This is a genomic window from Ruegeria sp. CG1 (genome assembly GCF_056537265.1).
This window is the reverse complement of sequence record NZ_JBQFRF010000005.1, coordinates 18636-34532: the sequence shown is the minus strand read 5'-3', so window position 1 is coordinate 34532 and position 15897 is coordinate 18636. Positions and strand designations below refer to the sequence as shown.

General features: G+C 54.4%; 17 protein-coding genes and 1 pseudogene. 8 read left to right on the top strand and 10 right to left on the bottom strand.

Annotated features, from left to right (window positions below):
- Window positions 1-16: 16 nt before the first annotated feature.
- From ACR0AU_RS14995 to ACR0AU_RS14980, 4 genes are all read left to right on the top strand, one after another.
- On the top strand, window positions 17-196 hold the full coding sequence (locus ACR0AU_RS14995; protein WP_480795879.1) for a hypothetical protein: 180 nt from the start codon (window positions 17-19) through the stop codon (window positions 194-196).
- Between the two features lie 31 nt (window positions 197-227).
- Window positions 228-887: an FMN-dependent NADH-azoreductase gene (locus ACR0AU_RS14990; RefSeq protein WP_480795878.1), complete on the top strand. Its 660-nt coding sequence runs from the start codon at window positions 228-230 to the stop codon at window positions 885-887.
- Window positions 888-1157: 270 nt separating this feature from the next.
- On the top strand, window positions 1158-2504 hold the full coding sequence (locus ACR0AU_RS14985; protein ID WP_480795877.1) for a dihydrolipoyl dehydrogenase family protein: 1347 nt from the start codon (window positions 1158-1160) through the stop codon (window positions 2502-2504).
- 42 nt (window positions 2505-2546) lie between these two features.
- Window positions 2547-2705, top strand: a complete 159-nt coding sequence (locus tag ACR0AU_RS14980; protein WP_480795876.1) for a hypothetical protein — start codon at window positions 2547-2549, stop codon at window positions 2703-2705.
- A gap of 91 nt (window positions 2706-2796) precedes the next feature.
- On the opposite strand, the gene ACR0AU_RS14975 is transcribed toward ACR0AU_RS14980, so the two are convergent.
- Window positions 2797-3717 carry an SMP-30/gluconolactonase/LRE family protein gene (locus tag ACR0AU_RS14975; RefSeq protein WP_480795875.1) on the bottom strand — a complete coding sequence of 307 codons (921 nt, stop codon included), beginning with the start codon at window positions 3715-3717 and terminating at the stop codon, window positions 2797-2799.
- Window positions 3718-3842: 125 nt separating this feature from the next.
- Here ACR0AU_RS14975 and ACR0AU_RS14970 point away from each other — a divergent pair, with 125 nt between their 5' ends.
- Window positions 3843-4124 carry a winged helix-turn-helix transcriptional regulator gene (locus ACR0AU_RS14970; RefSeq protein ID WP_113788289.1) on the top strand — a complete coding sequence of 94 codons (282 nt, stop codon included), beginning with the start codon at window positions 3843-3845 and terminating at the stop codon, window positions 4122-4124.
- A 169-nt stretch (window positions 4125-4293) separates the two neighbouring features.
- On the opposite strand, the gene ACR0AU_RS14965 is transcribed toward ACR0AU_RS14970, so the two are convergent.
- From ACR0AU_RS14965 to ACR0AU_RS14940, 6 genes are all read right to left on the bottom strand, one after another.
- Entirely contained in the window at window positions 4294-5196 is a 903-nt protein-coding gene (locus tag ACR0AU_RS14965; protein WP_480795874.1) for a sigma-70 family RNA polymerase sigma factor, read from the bottom strand.
- A complete protein-coding gene (locus ACR0AU_RS14960; RefSeq protein ID WP_480795873.1) occupies window positions 5180-5611 on the bottom strand; it encodes a carboxymuconolactone decarboxylase family protein in 432 nt (143 codons plus the stop codon). The genes ACR0AU_RS14965 and ACR0AU_RS14960 overlap by 17 nt, the downstream gene beginning before the upstream one ends.
- Before the next feature lie 241 nt (window positions 5612-5852).
- Window positions 5853-6341, bottom strand: a complete 489-nt coding sequence (locus tag ACR0AU_RS14955) for a hypothetical protein (RefSeq protein ID WP_480795872.1) — start codon at window positions 6339-6341, stop codon at window positions 5853-5855.
- Between the two features lie 46 nt (window positions 6342-6387).
- Window positions 6388-7461, bottom strand: a complete 1074-nt coding sequence (locus ACR0AU_RS14950; protein WP_480795871.1) for a DoxX family membrane protein — start codon at window positions 7459-7461, stop codon at window positions 6388-6390.
- A gap of 46 nt (window positions 7462-7507) precedes the next feature.
- On the bottom strand, window positions 7508-8476 hold the full coding sequence (locus ACR0AU_RS14945) for a DMT family transporter (protein WP_480795870.1): 969 nt from the start codon (window positions 8474-8476) through the stop codon (window positions 7508-7510).
- Window positions 8477-8485: 9 nt separating this feature from the next.
- Entirely contained in the window at window positions 8486-9100 is a 615-nt protein-coding gene (locus tag ACR0AU_RS14940; protein WP_480795869.1) for a nitroreductase family protein, read from the bottom strand.
- Between the two features lie 166 nt (window positions 9101-9266).
- Between ACR0AU_RS14940 and ACR0AU_RS14935 the strand changes: the two genes are divergently transcribed.
- Complete coding sequence (locus ACR0AU_RS14935; RefSeq protein ID WP_480795868.1) at window positions 9267-10145, top strand: LysR family transcriptional regulator; 879 nt, start codon at window positions 9267-9269, stop codon at window positions 10143-10145.
- 236 nt (window positions 10146-10381) lie between these two features.
- On the opposite strand, the gene ACR0AU_RS14930 is transcribed toward ACR0AU_RS14935, so the two are convergent.
- Entirely contained in the window at window positions 10382-10879 is a 498-nt protein-coding gene (locus ACR0AU_RS14930) for a hypothetical protein (protein ID WP_480795867.1), read from the bottom strand.
- A gap of 439 nt (window positions 10880-11318) precedes the next feature.
- Here ACR0AU_RS14930 and ACR0AU_RS14925 point away from each other — a divergent pair, with 439 nt between their 5' ends.
- Both ACR0AU_RS14925 and ACR0AU_RS14920 read left to right on the top strand, forming a co-directional pair.
- Window positions 11319-12986: a tetratricopeptide repeat protein gene (locus ACR0AU_RS14925; protein ID WP_480795866.1), complete on the top strand. Its 1668-nt coding sequence runs from the start codon at window positions 11319-11321 to the stop codon at window positions 12984-12986.
- Between the two features lie 412 nt (window positions 12987-13398).
- A pseudogene (locus ACR0AU_RS14920) lies at window positions 13399-14106 on the top strand (IS6 family transposase).
- Between the two features lie 174 nt (window positions 14107-14280).
- On the opposite strand, the gene ACR0AU_RS14915 reads toward ACR0AU_RS14920, so the two are convergent.
- Together ACR0AU_RS14915 and ACR0AU_RS14910 are read right to left on the bottom strand one after the other, a co-directional pair.
- Entirely contained in the window at window positions 14281-15123 is an 843-nt protein-coding gene (locus ACR0AU_RS14915; protein ID WP_480795865.1) for a fumarylacetoacetate hydrolase family protein, read from the bottom strand.
- 18 nt (window positions 15124-15141) lie between these two features.
- Window positions 15142-15897, bottom strand: a complete 756-nt coding sequence (locus ACR0AU_RS14910; RefSeq protein ID WP_480795864.1) for an SDR family oxidoreductase — start codon at window positions 15895-15897, stop codon at window positions 15142-15144.

Genomic DNA, 15897 nt, shown 5'->3' with positions numbered 1-15897 from the left:
TCAGGAGTTCTTGTGCATGCAAAGTTTTGACCCTTCCCAACCCGATGGTTTTAATCAAACACTGGACAGCACGGTCTCTGCCGACGGCGTCTCATCTCGAGAAGAAATTTTTTGGCGATTAGAGATGGCTGAGGTCATTTCACTCTATTCAGAATTCTCTTCATTTGTACCTGTGCGTCCCTGGCTTCACCTTTGAATGGTTCATTGCAAACTGACTGGGTGACAAGATGACCACAATCCTGAGAATTGACGCCAGCGTACGCCGCACCGACAACCCTGTTGCGGCCTATAACTCCATTTCCCGCGCTTTGGCGGATAGTTTCGTAGAAGAATGGAAAACAGTTGATCCAGACGTCGAAATCATTCTGCGTGACGTCGGAATGACCCCGCCGGACTTTATTTCCAACGATTGGATTGCGTCCGTTTTCACTGCGGAAGAGGAACGCACTCCTGAACAGAACGCTTTGGTCAGCTTGTCTGATGCGCTGATTGACGAGCTCGACCGCTCCGACATCCTGCTGATTTCGACGCCCATGTACAACTACGGCATGCCCGCAGCCCTGAAGGCTTGGTTTGATCAGATCATCCGGATCAACAAGACATTTACGTTTAATTTGGCGCGCGGCGACTTCCCTCTGGAACCGATCATGTCCGGAAAAACACTGGTGCTGCTGACATCTGCTGGCGAATTCGGCTTTGAGAACGGTGGGATTCGCAATGACTCGGGTCACCTTTCTGCGCATATCAGCACATTGCGCAAGTACCTGGGCGCAGAACGCATGTTCGAAGCTGCGGCCGAGTATCAGGAATTTGCCGATGAGCGTCACAAAGCTTCGGTTGCCTCAGCTCAGGCGCGGGCACGTCATATTGCGCGTGAGCTTGCCTAACCGTTAGCAGACCGGCAACTGGAGATATCTATGGCCGCGACTACAATTCCCGGGGACGCTTCACCGGAGCGTTGCTTGCTCGACTGATCGAAAAATCTGACGCGCATTACTTTTTGTGCATACCAGTCAGTTTCATGGGCAACGTGCAGGCTGACCTGGAAAGCCAAGGCGTTCCCGCCGAGCAAATCCACACCGAATGCTTCGGTTCCGCCATGTGATCTCTATAGACAAAGACCCGCAATCGGAAATTAGAACGAGAGGAGTAACAATATGCGCGAGTCATACGATGTGATCATTATTGGTGGGGGCAATGCAGGGTTCGGTGTTTCCTCCGTGGCACATGAAGCCGGAAAATCCATTGCCTTTATCGAAGCGCGCGATTTTGGCGGGACCTGCCCCAATCGCGGCTGCACGCCAAAAAAAGTTCTTGTGGCAGCTGCCCATGCAATGCACGAGATCGAACAAGCACCCATCCACGGGATCGACGTCAGCAAGCCAAAGCTCAATTGGGCGAAACTGATCGAGCGAGAGAAGAATCTGATTAGTTTCATCCCTGAAGCCATGCAGGGGCTGGCCGAAAAACGCGGAGATGTCTTTCGAGGCACTGCGCGTTTTATCGGGCCGAACGAGGTTGAGGTCGACGGTCAGATTATACATGGCAAGGACATCGTTATCGCAACAGGATCGAAGCCAAGGCCTCTGCCTATCCCCGGCACCGAGCACATGATCACGTCCGACGAAGTTCTTTCCGATGCGACATTGCCGAAAGAAGTTGTCTTCATTGGCGGCGGCGTCATTGCCATGGAGTTCAGTCATATCTACGCGCGAGCCGGAGTGCAGGTGACAATCCTTGAAGCGTTGCCACAGTTGCTGCCACGTATGGACAGTGACGCCGTATCGGCTCTGCAAGTGGAAACCGAACGACTGGGCGTAGCGGTCAAAACCGGAGTATCGGTGACGGCAATCGAGAAGACTGCCGACGGGTTGCGTGTTGAATTCGAACATGACGGCAGAAACCAAAGTCTTTTAGCCGAGCGGGTCGTCAACGGCGCAGGCCGCGTCGCCAATATCGACGGGCTTAACCTCGATGTCGCCGGTGTCGGGCATGACGGACTTCGCATTCTGATCGACGATACGATGCGGTCCACCTCCAACTCTTCAGTCTGGGTTGCGGGCGATGCTGTCACCAGTTCCGCTCAACTATCCCCCATCGCAACGTATGAGGGTCAGATTGTCGGCCACAACATCGTGCATGGACCGACTAAAAGGCCGGATTACAGCGTGATCCCCAGCGCCGTCTACACCATTCCAGCGCTTAGCACCGTGGGCCTGACTGAAGCCGAAGCGCGGGAAAAGGGTCTCGATGTCTCACTTACGGTGTCTGATATGTCCGGTTGGTTTTCCACCAAGACCTACGCGGAAACGGCAGCCTGGTCCAAAGTTTTGGTCGACAAGAGTACCGATCAAGTCTTGGGTGCTCATATTCTGGGCCATCACGGTGACGAACTGATTCATCTCTTTGCGATGGCCATGCGTCACGGCATCTCTGCCAGCGATCTCAAGTCCTCGCTTTATGCGTTTCCGACCTTCGCTGCGGATATGAAATCCTTGATTTAGAGCAGCTTGATACAAGCTGATCCTTCCCAAAGGAGAGCCACTATGAACGATAAAGTCTGTCTGATTACAGGTGTAGGTTACGGAGCCGGAGCATCGGTTGCCCGCCGGTTTGCACGGGACGGATACCGTATTGCCTTGCTGGCCCAGAACGCAGTTAAGTCGATGTCATCAGCCATGAACGCCCGCGCATCGATTACCTGAGAGCCGAAGGTATTGGTAACTCTCAATTATGCGCCTTGGACAAGACGAAATCCGCGGCCCGTTAAGGCCTTCAGCATAGTAGCCTCTGCCATCAGAACAGAAAAGCGCCAGTTGTTGGTAGGAGGACTGCATATACGCTTGTGGAGGCGGTAATGAACAGGCGATTGCGTTTGGGCCCGCCAAAGCAAACATTCGAGACTTCTTCTGGGACGAAAATCTTGCCCAGCAGCGTGCCATCCGGGTGGTAACAATGAACGCCGTCCTTTGCGCTCGTCCAGATACGGCCTTGGGTATCGAGCCGAAATCCGTCAAAGACGCCTTCTTCGCATTTAGCAAAGACATCCCCGCCTGAGAGCTTGCCGTCTGCACTAACGGAGAACGCGCGGATATGATGCTCTCCGCTTGCGTAACGCGTGCCACCACTGTCAGCGATATACAGCGTTTGCTCGTCCAGCGAAAATGCAAGTCCATTCGGACAGGCGAAGTCAGTAGTCACTTGTGTGACATCGCCGGTGGCCGGATCGAGACGATAGACATGCTCCCCGTCAAGCTCTGGGTCTGCCTGAAACCCTTCGTAGTCAGACTCGATTCCGTAGGCTGGGTCACTGAACCAGATCGTGTCATCTGATCGCACCACTACATCGTTGGGGCTGTTGAACCGCTTTCCCTCGAAATGACTGGCCAGAGTCGTAACCGACCCATCATGCTCAATCCGGGTGACACTGCGCGTCCCATGCTCACAAGCCACGATCCGCCCTTGCCGGTCGAGCGTTGAGCCATTCGTGTAGCATCCGAGGCCTGAGCGGATGTCTCCGACTGCTCCGGTCAGTTCGTCCCAGCGGAGCCGTCGATCGTTGGGAATGTCGCTCCAGATCAGGCATCTGAACGTCGGAGAATACACCGGTCCCTCTGTCCATTTGCCGCCTGTCCAGATTTGGTCGATCGGCTCATCCAGTTTGATGCTGCGTTTGAACCGATCATCACGGATTTCGTAGGTGTCTGTCTTGGTCATTGCAATATCGACTTGGGTTGCTACAAATTACATAGCAATATAGGTTGCTACAGAAAGTATAGCAAGTGACTAAGATACCGATACCAGGTCAGCCTGTTCGTGGTTCAAAAAGCGGCGCACCCATTATGGCTCTGTTCGACCTGCTTGGACGCCACTGGGCTATGGGAGTCCTTTGGACGTTGAGCGAGGCTGGCCCATGCACATTCCGAAAGCTGCAAGAAGAATGCGAAACAATCTCACCTGCGGCACTCAACACCCGACTGAAAGAGCTTCAAGCGGCGGGATTTGTTCATCGCGTTGCTGAAGGATATGCGTCGACTGATCTGGGACAACACCTCTATGATCATCTTTGCCCACTCGGAGACTTCAGTAAGGAATGGGCAAAACACTTACACGCTCAGGAATAGGAGAGCGGACGCTCAGAATCATAGATTGAAGGTTCGGTTTGTCCTGCGATCCAGCTCTCTGTCACCGCTGAGTTCGTGCAGATACAGCGAACAGCTGCTTTGCGGGTTCGACCGCTGCATCCAAGTGGTCTGCCAGATGTCTCCTTCGGGCCATGAGCGGCTGATTGGATTAGTGAACCTGCACCGAATTTAGGTTGTGCAGCTTGTCGGGGTTGCGCACGATCAGAATTTCCTGAACGAACCCAGCCTCGTCAAAGGTTGCAGAGACAGCCGAGCTTGTTTGCCCGTCAACCTTGATCAGAACGCCGCGCGACCCATTCAGATCTGCCCGCGTCCAGCCAAGCTCTGCCCAATAGCGCCGCAATTTGCGAGAGACGAAATCGCAAATCGCATCGCAACCGACAATCGGGTCGCGTATCGCCGCCACTTTGCCACCACCGTCGGTGCTCAACCTTGCATCCTGAGCCAGCATTCGGGCCAAAGGACCGAGCTCGCCGGTCTCCACGGCTGATTGAAACGCCGTCAGGAACTCTTCCTGGCGCGGTTCTGGTGTTGCGTGGCGGGTCTTCGATTTGCTTACACTTGCACGAGCTCGAGACACCAGTTTTCGACTGCCGGGTTCGGATATGTCCAGGGTCTCCGCAATTTCGCCATAAGAGAGATCGAAGATGTCGTGCAGCAGGTAGGCCGCGCGTTCCTTTGGGGTCAGTCGCTCCAGCATCATCATGAACGCCATCGACAGGGATGAGGCCAGCTCAACCCGCGTCTCGGCCTCGGGCGGCACCGCCACCTGAATGGGTTCAGGTAACCAGGCGCCGACATAGTCCATCCGTGCCCGGTCTCCTGTTCGCCGTATATCGAGACAGCGACGTGTACAGGCCGAGATAAGCCAGCCTTGGGTGTTCTCGATTTCCGATCGATCGGTGCTGGCCCATTTCAGGAATGTGTCCTGTACCGCATCTTCTGCGTCGCTGAACGAGCCTAAAATGCGATAAGCCAGACCATTGAGGCGGGGTCTGAGATCCTCAAAAAAGAGGACCTCAGCCTGTGCAAGCTCAGTGTTTGGAGACATTGATCCGGTTCCAGAGATTGATCATGCTTATCTCAGCCGTGAGAAGTCCGATCTCAGCATCCGAGAAGTGCTTTCGCAGTTTCGCGCGAATGGGTCCAAAGTCCAGCTTCGGGTCAAGGATTGTCAGAGCTTCGGTCCATTCCAGTGCCGCTTGTTCCGCCTCAGAGAAGTCCCGGACATGGTCCCAGACAATAACCCGGTCAAGCCGATCGCTGGTTTCTCCATCTTGCCGCGCCTCAATCGTGTGCATCTTCACGCAGAACCCACAGCGATTGATCTGCGAGGCCCGCAGCCGAAGAAGATGGCGCAGCTTTGGATCAAGTCCCTTGCCATCGAGAACGTCATGAACGGCCGCGAGTGTTTGCAGGACATCCGGGATTGCGGTTTCATACTTGATTGCGTTTGAACTCGTCATTGTCTCATTCCTATCGTTGATGTTCTACTTTGATGACGATTCACGGCCACCTATTGTGACGCGTTGGCGCGTATTTTTGCCATGCATCTGAAATGAAAGACATTATTCTTTCGTCACTAACAGTTTCAGGTTTAAGTGGCGGCTCCCAACAGGCCGCGCTACAGCTTGTTGAGGTGTCAATGTCGCGTGGGGCGAAGAAAGTGCCGAAGCGGTTGGAAAAACACCGTTGCGACAGAACCTTTTATTCATCTCCCACAACGACCAACGATGCAGCCTCAATTGGTTCGCCCCCCAACACCAGTTCAGAATGGTCGTTCGCGTTTAGACTGACCGAGACGACGTTCTCCCCCGGTTGCAATCCCGACATGTGAAACGCGGTTCCGTAGAGCCGCGTGACCTTTTTGCCATTCAGATAGAGATGGGCATGGCCTTCGTTTGGTATGTTGGCTTGGTTGACCCGCTCAGGTGCAAACCGAAAGTTCTCGACAGCGACATAGACATTCCAACCGACGAGCGCGTCCTTCACAACTTCGATTGACACTTCCGGTGCGTTCTCTGGATCAACCTCGACTTGGCTGTGAAGATGGGCGTGGTCATGCGCACGGTCCACAGATGGATCAGCGTCAAAGGTTCTGACCGCAGGTGCGAACAGTATGCCAAGAAACAGGCAACCGAGGGTCCAATAGAGGACGTACATAAGCGGGATTTCAAGTTTTCTGGGTAGTTTCATCGTAGCCTCCGAAACAGATGTGCGGCTGACGAACCCGACCTGTAGATCAGGACGCTGCGATCTTGGCAGATCTTCGCGCCGTGATCTTCAGCCGTTGCCCGTATCCCAACAGCAGCAGGATCAGCGCGGTGGCTATGATGGGCAGGTGGCCAATCAATTCCTTCAGCGCTTCGTCCTGTTCGTTTTGCAAAATGAACACAGCGTTGGAGATTAGCATCAGACCGGCAACAACGAGGATGTTCAATCGGGTGACAACGCCCAGAACCAAGATGATCCCGAATACGACTTCCATGAATCCTGCAGAAAGAACGAAGAGCTTGTCGCTGAACCAGTCGAAGCCAAGCAGTTGCATGAAGTTCCACTGATATTCAGAGAGGTATGCCTGGCCGAGCGCGGCACCGTGCAGCTTTTCAGAAATACCGAGCATGATCAGTGAAAGACCGGTGAATATCCGCAGCATGTCTACGGAATATGGCTTCAGTTTTGCGCGCAATTCATCCGTCGGGAAATAATTGAAGAGCAGGAAGAGCGCGATACCTACGATGTTGATGTATTCGAACGACCGAACGACGCCGAACTGGATCATCACACCCATGAACAGGATCAGCATCAGGATCGCGGCATGGTGCAGGAAGTGGTTACTGAGCAAGAGAATCCCGATCCCGGCCTGCAGAAACACCAGAAACAGCCCAAACCCGCCCTGGGCCTGCAAGTGAGGAGCGACCAGCGCGCCGTCATACGCGGTCAACAGAAAGGATACACCGGTGAGAATTCGCATCAGTTCCATGACGTCATGGCGAAACTTGGTGTTGGCGACTGGAACCGTCGGCAACCGAGAGTCGAGGAAGATTGCAGTTCCAATCAAGACAGTTGCGATCGCGATCCAGATCAATACAGCGGGGTCGAATAGAGAATAAGGCTCGAATGTTGCAACCTCGGGGCTGTTGGGATCGACAAACCAACGGACATGCGCTTGCGCAACATTCGGAACAATCAGCAGGCCCACCAATCCAACGAGGCCAAATGCTGGTGGTCTTGGTTTCTTCCGGTCAGGACTGGTCAGACACTGGCGGGCGGGCCGCTGGATCGTGGCAAAAAGACGATGTTGAACACTTGGCATGTTGCGATCCTTTCGTTTCCCAGGAAAGCAGTTGATTTCGATTGGCTTAACTCGGCGCGGCAGGCCGAATGCCCCGTCTCATATACCTGAACCATCGGGTGAAGTCGGATTGGAGAATGACTGTAGCTGCGATCGCCATCAGTATGCCAGGCCAGGTTTCCAGGGGTGGAAGGGTGTCTCCTGCCATCAAACCGATCACAAGCACCAGGGTTGGGTTGAGGAAGGTGTAGGACATCACACGGGTCGGACCGATGTGGGTTGTGCTCCACTGAAACAGGAAAAAGGTGACGATGGTGGTGAAGACCGACAAATAGGTGATGCCCGCCAACGTGCGGATCGGGATTTCGGCCCAGGAAACACTGCCAAGACGGTGCAGCGACACTAACAAAAGCCAGATCGATCCGGTGGCCAATATCCAGAAGGTCATACGGGCCATGGGCTCGCCCCTGTGCAGGACCTTGACCAGCGTGCTGTATCCGGCTAGCGCCATGGTGCCTGCAAGAAACAGGAGATCCCCCGCGCCGATCTGAAGCGCCATCAAGGCCGTGACATCACCGCGAAATATCACCCAGATCGCACCAGCTGCCCCGACGGGCAGTGCGACACGCGCGGGCAGGGTCACCCGTTCTCTCAACAGGATCGCCGCGAATCCCGCGGTAATGACGGGGCTCAGGGAAAAGATGGCTGCGGTGTTCAGGGGTGTTGTCATCCGCAATGATGCAAACATGCACCAGAAAAACGTGACCAGCAGAAGGCTGAGCAAACTGTAGCGCGACAGGTCGCGCAGGCTGGGACGGACGATGCCGAAGCGCCACACCACCAGCGGAGCGAATAGCAATGTCGCAAGAGCGAACCGCACAAAAGTCAGCACAACACTATCCAGACTGTCCGTGATGGCGGCAACAACCGGAAAGGACGTCGCGACCAGGAATGTCGCAACCAGCATCAGGCCGTGAACATGCAGATCGGCTCTGACTAGCGCTGGTTTGACGGATGCGTTTGGGTCGAAGGACATGGCAACCTCCTATTCTGCTGCGAATGCGGTAAAGCTGGCGGGGTAGGGACCGGGGTAGGAGATCTGCTCAAGCGGATACCGGTTGCTCGGCACCTCGCGCACACGCAGATCGTGTGGAAGGCGATGGGCCTCGGCGGCGCGACCGATGGTGATCCCCACCTCCAGTCGAAACCGGTCTGGCAAACCCAGAACTGTGGTCGCATGTTCGAAATTGAGGCCCGCCATGGCATGGGCGGCGTAGCCAAGCGCGGTTGCTTGAAGCGCGATTTGCATCCAGGCGGACCCAGCATCGAAGCTGTGGTATTTCGAGATCATCTCGGGCCGATTTTCTTCGGCGCGCATCACCTTGTCCGAGATCAGAAAGATCAGCGCCGACGCCGATCCGGCCCATTGACGGTTTTCTGCGTCCAGCACCGACAAGAAATCCGTCCAATGTTTGTCGTTGCGATGGGCATACAGAAACCGCCAGGGCTGGACATTGAATGCCGAGGGTGCCCAACGGCCAGCTTCAAGGATGGTCAGAAGGTCAGCATTGGGCATGGGATTTGCGTCATAGGCACGTGGGGACCAGCGTTCAAGAAAGCGTGGGTCAATGGGGTGGTCAGCGGTTCTGGCGGTCTGCATAGCGGGGCTCCTTTACCTTTGCGCCGACGTTCCGTCCGACAGTGGTTCCGTGGATGACGTCAGCTGCGCAAACTTACTGCCTCAGGAGATACATCGGCATAACTTGGTGGAGAATATATCCATTGATGAATACATAATTCATCGTTAGTGAATAATAATGGATCGAATGACCGCCCTCACCGTGTTTCGAACCGTGGTCGAACTCGGCAGTTTCGCCGCAGCGGCGCGCAAGCTGAACCTGTCTCCTGCTGCCATCAGTAAGAATGTCGGCGAGTTGGAGGGGCATCTTTCGGCGCGTCTGATCAATCGCACGACCCGGCGCATGAGTCTCACCGAGGCCGGAACGCTTTACTTCGAGCGAGTCGTTCAAGTCTTGGATGATTTGAAAGAAGCCGACGCAACACTTCAGGCCATTCAGGATACGCCTTCGGGCGTGTTGCGCGTCAGCGCTCCGGTTACGGTAACGCTGATCGGCCTGTCGGAAAAAATCCCGAAGTTTCTCAACCGTTATCCCGATCTGACGCTTGATCTGAGGTTGAATGACCGGCGAGTCAATCTGGTGGAAGAAGGGTTTGATGTCGCTCTGCGCGGGAGCGACAATCTTGAAGATTCGGGACTGATTGCGCGAAAGCTCATGATCATGGATCACGTCGTCTGCGCGGCTCCGTCTTACTTCGAACAGCACGGTTGTCCAACCCGACCTGAGGATCTGGCGTTGCACAATTGCGTCCAGTTCACCTTGTCGGACCATGCCGTTCAATGGACGTTTATGCAGGGTAAGAGAACTGTCAAAGTCCCCGTTCGCGGTCGCTACAAGGTGTCCTCCAGTCTTGCGGTCCGGGATGCTCTCTGCACTGGGTTCGGTCTGAGCCTTGTCCCTCGAATGTATGTCGCGGAAGATCTGGCCGCGGGACGGCTGCGTACGGCTCTGGACGACTGGACACCGAACGAAACCGGACTCTACGCCGTTTATCCCTCCCGGCGCTACGTAATGTCGAAGGTCCGGGTGTTTCTCGAGTTTCTTGTTGAAGAGCTTCAGGGATAGAAGCGCCCGCTTCTGGCGCGCGAATGCGCTGACCCACTTCACTGCTAGTCGTGGACCGCGCTGCGTTGACGGACGGAATTGTTCAGGAGGCATCGTTGCGTCCTCACCATTGGAGCTAAATCGGGCGCATTCAATCAGGCTAAGTTCCAGCAAAGTCGGAAGGCAGGCCCAGGCTGGGACGCGCATCCTGACGGATGCACGTCCTTTTCCTGGTTTCACCGATACAGTAGATTTCCTTACTGTGGCTGGCCAGCGCTCAATCGAGACCCAGCCGCGTGACGGATCAGCCGAATAATCATCATCGCGTGTGTGACCAGAAGCACCGGGACCACAAAGGTCGGGATGTACCAGGCCGCGTTGAAATGCGGAACGGCCTCAAGCTGCCTCAGCGCGTTCATAAGGTCAAAGACGCCTACAATGTTCAACGCCCACAACAATGGTACAGCGACAATCCAACCTCGCCATAGAGCGATCAGAGTCAATATGCCGGCAACGGCCGAACTCAGATCTCCGTAGCCTGCCTCCGCTGCGAACCCACCGGGCATCGATTCCGCGACCACACCGGGAACAAGGAAAACCAGCCCTAGATGCCGGAGCGCATGAGGAACTGTCAGCCAGAACATGGCATCTGACCACTCAAGTTTGTTCAATGCCGGAGAAATTCGGATCGCGACAAGGGTACAGACCACTATGCTGAGAGCGAACTGCAACAGGAAAATCTGGTCAACGGACATTTTTTGGTTCCTTTCTGGCTTGGCTCACCTGACGTTGATTGGTTCAGCGCGAGCGGTTTCGGACGCTTCCAAATTGTCGAGACGCCTTTCCATTTGCTGAATACGAAACAGCAAATGATCTTTAGGGTCTGCGTGGATGGCCTCGTCCCAATCGGAAAGAAAGGATCCGACCTGCTTTAGAAACTTGCGTGTGCGAGTAAACGCTTCTGTCATTTGGTCACCCTTTCCTATGCATTGACTGGATTGGGTTTAAGGTGCGGACAAAATCCGAAACCCGGAAGTACGTAACAGTTATCGTGGGGTTACCAGTCGATGTAACGCTCACAATAAGTTTTCAAAAATAATGCCTTACAGGCGTCGATAGTGGTATCGACTACCTGTCGAAACGACGAGGGGCGTCGTTAGACACATGACAACTGGAGGGGTATAGTTTGTCTGAGTGGAAGGTCAGGGGGCTCGGATCGCGAATTCTGACAATATCGACATCAACGAAGTTCGGGAGCAGCTGGAGCGCATTCTCGACTTCAAGGCATTCGCGCAGGCCGACCGGCAAAATAGATTCCTGCGATACATTGTTGAGCAGTCACTTGCAGGCAAGGATGCTGACCTAAACCAATTCTCCATCGGCATAGATGTCTTTGATCGAGGACAGGATTTTGACCCGGCCACGGATGCAATCGTCCGGGTCGAAGCCGGGCGGTTGCGATCCAAGATTGCCGACTATTATGCGACGAAGGGCAAAAACGACCCGATCCTCATAGATTTGCCGAAGGGTGGATACGTGCCGGTTGTCTCGACACGTCTGAAAAAGGATCCGGACCAGAATGGGCGTTCTGATCGAAAAGGTATTTTCAACGTTTCGCGACATCTTATGCGCTTGGCTATTGTTGCTGTCCTTTGTGGAGTGTCTTTTCTCCTTTGGTCAGCGCTCAGTCAGGACGCTGGGGAAATGCCTTCACCTCTTCCATCAGCCGATCATTCGGTTGCGGTTCTTCCGTTTGACAACATGAGTACAGACCCTGAGCAGGAGTATTTCAGCGACGGCATCACCGAGGATATTATTACGGATTTGTCAGTGATATCCGGGCTTCGCGTCATCGCTCGACATTCTACTTTTGTTTATAAGGGCAAGCAGGTGACCATCAGAGAGATCGGAGACGAACTAAACGTCCGTTACGTTCTGGAGGGCAGCGTGCGCAGGCAAGGCGACAGGTTGAGAATTACGGCCCAGCTGATTGATGTCGCCTCCGAGGGCCACATCTGGGCCGCTCGATTTGATCGGGGCGTTTCGGACGTATTCGATGTTCAGGACGAGGTGACCGCTCAGATCGTAAGTGCCTTGGAAGTGGCTCTGACCGATGCCGAAGAAGAACGGTTGGGACATAGAAACACCGCCAGCGTCGAGGCCCATGATCTATACCTGCGCGGGCAGGAGCGATTTTGGCATCTTGATGCAGCGCGCGTTACCGAAGCCATCGCGTTGTTCCAGGCTGCCATTGATACAGACCCGGATTACGCAGAGGCGTATGCCTGGAAGGCCCGCGCGCTGACATTTGCGTTTCTCAGCGGTATCAACTCTTCCAAACGCGAGACAATCGATCGTGCCGTCGACCACGCGAACAAAGCAATCAAGATCGATGAACGCCTCCCAATGGCTTATGCGAACCTTGCCTGGGCGCTGAGATGGCACAGCGAACTTTCCGAGGCGCAAAAAACAGTAGAAACTGCCATCACCCTGGAGCCGAGCTTTGCCGATGCACTGTTGTGGAAATCAATGATTCTTTCCGCGGCATCAGACGGTGAAGGGGCTCTGAACGTAATCAACCGTGCGATTGAACTAAATCCAAATTATAGCGTAACTTACACTCTGGCGCTCGGGCGGGCTTACTTTGCGCTTGGCGACTACGAGACAGCCCTGTCTAATTTTCGGAGAACGGTGACAAGAAATCCCCAATTTCTTCCGGGTCGCATTCATGAGGCTCTTGCGTTGGAGCGTCTAGGAAAAGTTGAGGCGTCGAATTCTGCTTTTTCGAGTATCGAAGAAGCGTTCCCAGACTACCGAAACAGCCCCAGCTACAAGATCATTCTGTCTGAATGGCCGGAATAATACAGTTCCAAGTTTTCGCGTGCTAAAAACTTGGCAACGACGGGCTGCCGCAACCTGTCTGCCGAATGAAAAACACCCTCGATGACAGAGACATTCATTGAAGACCGCATAGTCATTCATGGATCTTCGTTTCCCTCAGGAAGATCCTTTCAGATGTTAGCGGCACGTCCCGTCAGCAGAAACTCAGAGTGAACCCGAACAGAGGGAACCCAAATTGGGCTCCATGGATCGACAACTGCTGTGTGGTGCAAACCGACATTGGCATCGGCTCGCATAATGGAATGAGTTACATCATCACGGTTGCTCTCAGTTTGGCGTTTCCAACCAAACAACTCATCGTAGAAATCGTCTGGATGGTCTTGTCAGAAGAACTTGGGTTGAGACGGGCAGGGGGCTTTCGTAGCTTTTGTCCATGACCAAATCTGCCTCTTTCAAATACTTCAAAACCAGCCCCGAGATCATCCGCCTTGCGGTGATGCTGTACATCCGCTTCCCGCTCTCGCTTCGGAATGTCGAAGACTTGTTGCACGAGCGAGGTATCGACGTGAGCCACGAAACTGTCCGATATTGGTGGAACTGATTTGGTCCAGTGTTTGCTTCTGAGATCCGAAGAAAGCGTGTTCAGCAGCTGCGCGCGTTCTCCAAATGGAAGTGGCACGTGGACGAGGTTTTCGTGAAGGTGAATGGCAAGCGGCATTATCTTTGGCGGGCTGTTGATCATGAAGGCGAGGTGCTGGAAGCCGTTGTCACCAAACGCCGAAACAAGGCTGCAGCACTGAAATTCCTCAAGAAGTTAATGAAGCGACACGGCAAAGCGGAAACCGTCGTCACGGATCGCTTCGCCTCATACAGAGCCGCGCTCAGAGAACTGGGTGCATTCGAAAAACAGCAAACGGGCAGGTGGCTCAACAACCGCGTCGAGAATTCGCACCTGCCGTTTCGACGACGTGAGCGCGCGATGCAACGTTTCAGGCGCATGCGAAGTTTGCAGAAATTCGCCTCCGTCCATTCCTCCGTTTACAACCACTTCAACCAGGAAAGATCGCTAAGCAGCAGAGATACCTTCAAGCTGACACGCACCGCCGCTCTCGCCGAGTGGCGTCAACTTTGTTCCGGATAGGTTCGCGGTTTCCGCGGCAAACTGAGACTGGTTCGAATTTGTCTGACAGCACCCTCAAGGCATCACGGGCGCCTCGTCAAGTTGATGCGGGATGGTGCTCTTGTCGAATTCACTTCGGTTGTCGCTGCCGTAACCTGTGGCGTCGAGATACAGCAGGCAATGGCTGAGGTTCCACTATCCAGCGATGACATCCTGTCGCTGTACGCCCAGCCCCTCAATCCCCAGTTCCATTGTATCGCCTGGCTTCAGATAAGTCTGAGGTTCTTGCCCCATACCCACGCCAGGCGGTGTTCCTGTCGAAATCACGTCCCCGGGTTGCAGCGACATAAACTGCGACAGATGCGAAATGACGGTTGCCACCCCAAAATGCATCGTTTTGGTTGACCCATCCTGATAGCGGTGCCCGTTTACCTCAAGATACATCGGCAGGTTTTGCGGGTCAGGGACCTCGTCTTTTGTCACCAGCCATGGGCCAATTGGGCCGAAGGTGTCCGCGGACTTTCCTTTGACCCATTGGCCCGAGCGATGAAGCTGAAAGTCACGTTCTGACAAATCGTTCACAACGCAGTAACCGGCGACGTGGTCCATGGCTTCGGTCTCGGATACGTATTTGGCCTCTTTGCCTATGACAACGCCCAGCTCTACCTCCCAGTCGGTTTTGACCGATCCGCGCGGGATTTCGACCGTGTCATTGGGACCGATGATGGCCGAGGTGGCCTTGAAGAAAATTACTGGCTCAACGGGTAGTTCCATACCGCTTTCCGCAGCGTGATCGGCAAAGTTCAGACCTATGCAGATGAATTTTCCGACATTGCCAACACAAGGACCGATGCGTGGATCTCCATCTACCACCTGTAGGCTGTCCGCATCTGTTGCCCGCAATTTCTCAAGAACTGTTTCGCCAAGTGTGTCGCCCGAGATGTCATCGATAACGCCGGAAAGGTCACGAACTGAGCCGTCCGACGCCAAAATACCGGGTTTTTCAGCGCCCTTGGCGCCATAACGTAGCAGTTTCATTGTAAGGTTCCTTCCTGCTCAGATCGTCCAGCCGCCATCAATGGCAAAAGGCTGACCCGACGTGTATTTGCTTGCATCACTGGCTAAATACAGAGCCAGTTCTGCGATTTCTTCCGCTGTACCAATACGACCCATCGGTTGACGGGCAATGAAATCCGTCATTGCTTGTTCATAGTCACCAGTGGCGCGCAGCCTGTCATGCAGGCTGGGGCTGTCGACGGTTCCGGGACAAATCGCGTTACATCGGATGCCTTGAGTTACGAAATCGGCGGCCACGGATTTGGTCAGGCCAATGACCGCTGCCTTTGATGCGCAATATGCAAATCGGTTCGGCACGCCCTTCATGGATGATGCGACCGACGACATGTTGATGATTGATCCACCGCCTGCTTCCAGCATTCCCGGAAGGGTTAGGCGGATCAGTCTGAACATGGCTTTGACGTTGAGGTCGAAACTGAAGTCCCAGTCCTTTTCGCTGCACACAAGGATTGAGCCTCCCGCAACATAGCCCGCACAGTTAAACAGAACGTCCAGTTTCGGCAGGTCGACCACAGCGGCGGTCACAGCCTCATTGTCTGTTACGTCCAGCTTGAGTGGCTCGATACCCGCGATACCGCCTAATTCTGCAAGCGAAGCATCGTTGATGTCGCTGGCGATCACGCGCGCGCCTTCGGCTACAAACAATTCAGCGGTTGCTCGGCCAATGCCTTGCCCGGCAGCTGTGATCAGAGCGGTTTTGCCCGCAAGCCGGTTGGATGGTTCGAATGTCGTCAT

Excerpts from the sequence above, each read along its gene's own strand:
- ACR0AU_RS14980 (WP_480795876.1), top strand. The coding sequence starts at position 2,547 with ATGAACGATAAAGTCTGTCTGATTACAGGTGTAGGTTACGGAGCCGGA.
- ACR0AU_RS14960 (WP_480795873.1), bottom strand. The coding sequence starts at position 5,611 with ATGACGAGTTCAAACGCAATCAAGTATGAAACCGCAATCCCGGATGTC.
- ACR0AU_RS14950 (WP_480795871.1), bottom strand. The coding sequence starts at position 7,461 with ATGCCAAGTGTTCAACATCGTCTTTTTGCCACGATCCAGCGGCCCGCC.
- ACR0AU_RS14975 (WP_480795875.1), bottom strand. The coding sequence starts at position 3,717 with ATGACCAAGACAGACACCTACGAAATCCGTGATGATCGGTTCAAACGC.
- ACR0AU_RS14990 (WP_480795878.1), top strand. The coding sequence starts at position 228 with ATGACCACAATCCTGAGAATTGACGCCAGCGTACGCCGCACCGACAAC.
- ACR0AU_RS14935 (WP_480795868.1), top strand. The coding sequence starts at position 9,267 with ATGACCGCCCTCACCGTGTTTCGAACCGTGGTCGAACTCGGCAGTTTC.
- ACR0AU_RS14940 (WP_480795869.1), bottom strand. The coding sequence starts at position 9,100 with ATGCAGACCGCCAGAACCGCTGACCACCCCATTGACCCACGCTTTCTT.
- ACR0AU_RS14955 (WP_480795872.1), bottom strand. The coding sequence starts at position 6,341 with ATGAAACTACCCAGAAAACTTGAAATCCCGCTTATGTACGTCCTCTAT.
- ACR0AU_RS14995 (WP_480795879.1), top strand. The coding sequence starts at position 17 with ATGCAAAGTTTTGACCCTTCCCAACCCGATGGTTTTAATCAAACACTG.
- ACR0AU_RS14910 (WP_480795864.1), bottom strand. The coding sequence starts at position 15,897 with ATGACGACATTCGAACCATCCAACCGGCTTGCGGGCAAAACCGCTCTG.
- ACR0AU_RS14985 (WP_480795877.1), top strand. The coding sequence starts at position 1,158 with ATGCGCGAGTCATACGATGTGATCATTATTGGTGGGGGCAATGCAGGG.
- ACR0AU_RS14945 (WP_480795870.1), bottom strand. The coding sequence starts at position 8,476 with ATGTCCTTCGACCCAAACGCATCCGTCAAACCAGCGCTAGTCAGAGCC.
- ACR0AU_RS14930 (WP_480795867.1), bottom strand. The coding sequence starts at position 10,879 with ATGTCCGTTGACCAGATTTTCCTGTTGCAGTTCGCTCTCAGCATAGTG.
- ACR0AU_RS14965 (WP_480795874.1), bottom strand. The coding sequence starts at position 5,196 with ATGTCTCCAAACACTGAGCTTGCACAGGCTGAGGTCCTCTTTTTTGAG.
- ACR0AU_RS14915 (WP_480795865.1), bottom strand. The coding sequence starts at position 15,123 with ATGAAACTGCTACGTTATGGCGCCAAGGGCGCTGAAAAACCCGGTATT.
- ACR0AU_RS14970 (WP_113788289.1), top strand. The coding sequence starts at position 3,843 with ATGGCTCTGTTCGACCTGCTTGGACGCCACTGGGCTATGGGAGTCCTT.